Origin of the sequence: Marinomonas polaris DSM 16579 (assembly GCF_900129155.1) — a bacterium.
GTDB classification, from domain to species: domain Bacteria; phylum Pseudomonadota; class Gammaproteobacteria; order Pseudomonadales; family Marinomonadaceae; genus Marinomonas; species Marinomonas polaris.
The window spans coordinates 1-4405 of the sequence record NZ_FQVF01000041.1 but is presented as its reverse complement, the minus strand read 5'-3'; the positions used below and the strand labels follow the sequence as shown (position 1 = coordinate 4405).

At 42.0% G+C, this 4405-nt stretch carries 4 protein-coding genes and 1 pseudogene; 2 read left to right on the top strand and 3 right to left on the bottom strand.

Annotated elements, in window-relative coordinates:
• Window positions 1–345 (top strand): annotated as a pseudogene (locus BUA59_RS23275) (hypothetical protein); the annotation flags it as partial.
• Window positions 329–481, top strand: coding sequence for a hypothetical protein (locus BUA59_RS24245; protein WP_245813245.1), 153 nt, complete (start codon window positions 329–331; stop codon window positions 479–481). The pseudogene BUA59_RS23275 and the gene BUA59_RS24245, both read left to right, overlap by 17 nt.
• Window positions 482–673: 192 nt before the next feature.
• On the opposite strand, the gene BUA59_RS23265 is transcribed toward BUA59_RS24245, so the two are convergent.
• The 3 genes from BUA59_RS23265 to BUA59_RS23255 form a co-directional block, all read right to left on the bottom strand.
• On the bottom strand, window positions 674–2062 hold the full coding sequence (locus BUA59_RS23265) for a replication initiation protein (RefSeq protein WP_072842469.1): 1389 nt from the start codon (window positions 2060–2062) through the stop codon (window positions 674–676).
• 989 nt (window positions 2063–3051) lie between these two features.
• Window positions 3052–3792, bottom strand: a complete 741-nt coding sequence (gene istB / locus BUA59_RS23260; RefSeq protein WP_072842468.1) for an IS21-like element ISVch3 family helper ATPase IstB — start codon at window positions 3790–3792, stop codon at window positions 3052–3054.
• Window positions 3793–3802: 10 nt separating this feature from the next.
• On the bottom strand, window positions 3803–4405 hold a 603-nt coding region (locus BUA59_RS23255), incomplete at its 5' end, for a transposase (protein ID WP_139248968.1).

Here is a 4405-nt window from a genome sequence, read left to right as displayed (position 1 = left end):
CCTGCCACAACAAGGTATGTCCGCCACCGAGATATATGGGATTTAGCTTGGTTACAGCAACAAGGCGCGACACTCAATATGGACTTAGTTAAGAAAAAGGCGTCAGATTATAAACTTGAACACTTCAACAAAATGTTAGAAAACTTTCTCGAACGACTTCCTGATATTGTGTCTAGTGAAGCATTCATTGCAGAAATGAAACGTTTCTTACCAACAGATGTATTTGATAGAACCCTAGCTCAGGATAAGTTTCAAGTTTACCTGCAAAATAATTTGGCGAAACTATTTAAAACTGTGAGTAACGAATTTCTAGGCAACGTTACTAATAATGAATTTAGAATGTAAAAAATTGGGTCCACAAAGCAGTGACTTTGTAGACCCAAATCTTTTAAGTGCCTTGGGTATCACCACAGCCCTAGACCTAGACCTAGACCTAGACCTAGCCAATATCTCTCCTAGAGTCATCAGAGGTCAGTTTTAAGTGGTTTTATTGTGAACCGTCAGAGAGCTCAATAGCGATTCGTGCATTGAACTTGAAGCGATCCCACCAACTAAGAAACAAACCGTTTGTAGACGTTCATTTGGCGTAAAAGTAACGAAATTTGAATTGTTACATGAAGCCATTAGTGAACTACTCGTGGCTAAAGCCGACGAGTATGCGGCATATATTTGATCAAAACGCCCAATCTGTATTTAAAAGATTAGTAAGCTCCGCATTTACTGCGTCACGATCTGCTTTAGCATTAACTGTTTTTACCTGTATAGCTGGAGCTGGAATATTCCCAGACAATGAAGCGGCGTAGTATTGTGCAAAGCGAACAGCTACTGCGCCTTGGTCGAAGCGGTGTTGAAGAAAGTCCCTTTGCTCCTCGGACTCCAAGCTCGGCCAAATAGGCATAAGTTGCTCCTCCAAAAAACGTTTCTTATGGACGTCTGTCTCCGTTGACACTTTAAGCAAATCAACCAAATCAGCACCAGTATCTGAATTCGCATAATCCTCTTCAATGGCTTTATTAAGCCATCCAGCGGCATTCTTAATTTTTGTGGCACTGTCCTCTGCGGAAAGGAGCTTCATATTGGAGAGACAGCGTGTTACGCCATAGGTGGCTATTAACCTGTCGGAAACAGAGGACTTGAAGAAAAGATTAAGCTGACGCTTAACAGACAATCGAACTTCGTTTTCCCCCTCTATCGGAACAAGCGAGCCTTTAACTATTTTAGTTGGGTGATAACCAAACTTCGTCGTTATAGTGAATACGATTGTTTTCACCTTGGCCGTTGATTTTGGCGTGAGGCGATCTGGAAAACTGTACTTCACATCAATGTCAGTAGTGTTTAAATCATCTACAGCAGGTTGAAGTACCCTTGTATGGAAATTGCTAAAACGAGGATATTTATCACCCAGTTCAAGCACTTCACGCAATTTATCATAGCTAAGCGGCAGACTAATACTGAAGTTCCCTTTCTTTACCTTCTCTAGCGAATAAATACTCCTCAGTAACTCATACAATCTAATACCATATTGTGACTCCATCCCTTGGACATGATGTAAATGGTATTTAGTAAAATGGCCTTTGAGATTGATAAGATAAGGTTCCAGTTCGGGGTGAAAGCTAAAAGAAGCAATTTTTTCTTTATCATCCCATTTTGATTTATAAAAGAGGTTCACTTTCTCAAACGATTTTCCGTCGTCGATCTGTTTTCCATCTTTGTCTTTCATTGGCAACCTAATAATCTGGCTTTGTAGGTTGGTTGTTATCTCATCAATATGTCGATGAAGATTTCCAATTGACGACACACCCAAGTTTTCAAGATCGGCCTTCGTAAAATTCCACTGGTTTTGCTTTTTGAAAGGTTCAAGAGGATTTATTAGCGCAATCAGTGCGTTCACAATTTTCAGTTCAACCTTCGACAGATCAAATCTTCCCCACACTAGAGCATTATCCTTATAAATGACTAAGTCATTCTTTAAAGCTAACTCGGGGGTAACGTTTTTAACACAATCAATTTCGGTGCCGTCATGCTCTAGTGTGCCTTCAAGAACTTCGTTTTCGCCTATCATAAAAACCTACACCTGATTAGCTTCTCTTTGATGTCAAAAAGTTGCTACATAAAGCCAGTGACTCAGCCAAAAAAAGGCATTTTGCCCTTTCACATTGATAAAAATGTAGTCCTTACGACCGCAAAGCCTAAAAGTTGCTACATAAAGCCAGTGATTTAACCAAAAAATAGAGCCATGGCTCTTTTTACTGATCAAACGTAGCAACTTTAGACCATAAAATCTATAAGTTGCTACATAAAGTCAGCGCTTAACCCTAAAGTTACTACAAAATGTCACTTCAATCACTCAAAAGGCCACTTTTCAATGATCTTCCGTAGCAACTTACTGGTTAAACGTAGCAAAACAGAGCTGTTTGCTGGCTTTATGTAGCAACTTACTAACCAAACGTAGCAATTTACTGATTTTATGTAGCAACCTGCTGCCCAAATGTAGCAACCTACTAGCTTTATGTAGCAACTTACTGGCTTTATGTAGCAACTTCTTGAACTATGTTCATATAAATCAATAAGTTATCCACATCTAAACAAGTATAAACAAGGTAAACAAGAATAAATAAATAAACATGCCTGTGGATAGAATGACTTTTATTAAAAAGTGCTTTAATCCCTCCGCCTCTCTCTCCAACTTTAGGTCAAAAATTCGCATCGATTCAGAATCGAAACAGAAATTCATTCTGATTGCCAAGAATCTTTCACATGCGAAAAGTTTTTATTTTAGCTCAGTGCTTTGTCTACCTCTGATTCTTTTCTAATTGAGTACCTGAAAATGCTGTAACTGCCCAAAAAAGACCATAACGCATTAGATGCAGAACTTTGCCTAAAGCAAAATAAGAAGAAACTAATTAAAAGTAAGTTTTATGAAACCTGTTCGTATTCCAGAGCGAGTAGATAGGCCGCCACACTTGCTTTTGTGCGTATTCCGGTGATTGCGAACGCTTGTTTCGGTTTATTCCGAACACTTGAACCAGCACTTTTTCTCTTTCCCTATTTTTACTCTAAGTGTTCGGATTGCGCCAGTCTTCTCATTGACTCACCTCCCAGTTCTATTCGATGACTGTTGTGTACCAGCCTATCCATCAGTGCATCCCCGACGGTCGCGTTTTCGATCATGTTGTACCACTCTTTTACAGGTAACTGACTGATGACGATTGTGCTGCTGTTTTGATAACGATCTTCAAGCACCTCTAACAGGTGCCCTGCATGATCCTGAGTCAGTTTCTCCATTCCCCAGTCGTCGAGGATCAGTAAGGTTTTCTTAGCAAGCGATTGAAGTTGTTTTTGATAACTGCCATCCAGTCGACCTGCGCTCAGGTCATCGAGCAGGCGAGTTAATCGGTAGTATCTGACCGTGTGTTGTTGGTCACAGGCACTGGTTGCCAGTGCGCAACCAAGGTACGTTTTTCCTGCACCTGTTGGGCCTGTGATCAAGATGTTCTGATGTTTGTGCAGATAGCTGCCCGTTAGAAGTTCACTCATCTGTCTGCGATTAAGGTTACGTCCTTCTTTGTACGCGAGTTGGCTTGCTTGGGCGTCAACTCTCAACTTAGCTTGTCGTTTAAGTCGTTGGATTTTAGTCTGGTTGCGATTCAAAATTTCACTCTCCAGAAGCAGGCTGAGCCTTTCCTCGAAGTCCAGCTCTGCGTAGGTGCTCAGTTGTTCTTGTTGCTGCTCTAACGCTTTCGCCGCATGGCTCAAGCGAAGGGTTTTGAGTTGATCACTCAGTGCGTTCATATTATTTCTCCTAGTGATAACAGTTCAGACCACGAACATTGCTGTGAACAAGGTTCGGGGTGTTCGTATTGTCTTTGCTCAGCTGTCCTTCCCGATGGTTCTTAAGCAGGTTATTAATGAAGGTATAATTAGGTTTTGTCAGCATCAGCGCATCTTGACAGGCCTGCTCTAAGCGCGACTCACCATGGGCTTTACTCAGATTAAGTAACCCTAGACAGGAACGATAAGACTGCTCTGGATGAGGCTTGGAGCTCAGCATCTTATTCACCACTTCTCGTGTGGCTGGGCCGATATTGGCGCCCCAACTGAGCAAACGTCCAGGCGACCACTTTTGATGTTGATGATTGCTCGGCATGTGTTCAGAGTGAGTGCTGGTTCCACGCTCCCTTTGGCTACGTGGATGCTGAGCAACCAAGTTCCCTTGATGGTAGATCTGCACTAGACGGTTGGAGGCTTCCAGTTCGATATGATGGCCCACAAGTTGATGGGGAACCGAGTAGTAATGACGGAGATATTCGATGTGGTAGTCGGGGCCAACTTTGGCTCGTTTGGTTTCGGTGTACAGGTAACGCTGCCTAAGAAGGGGCTTTAATGCAGGTTTATCGAGTTTGTC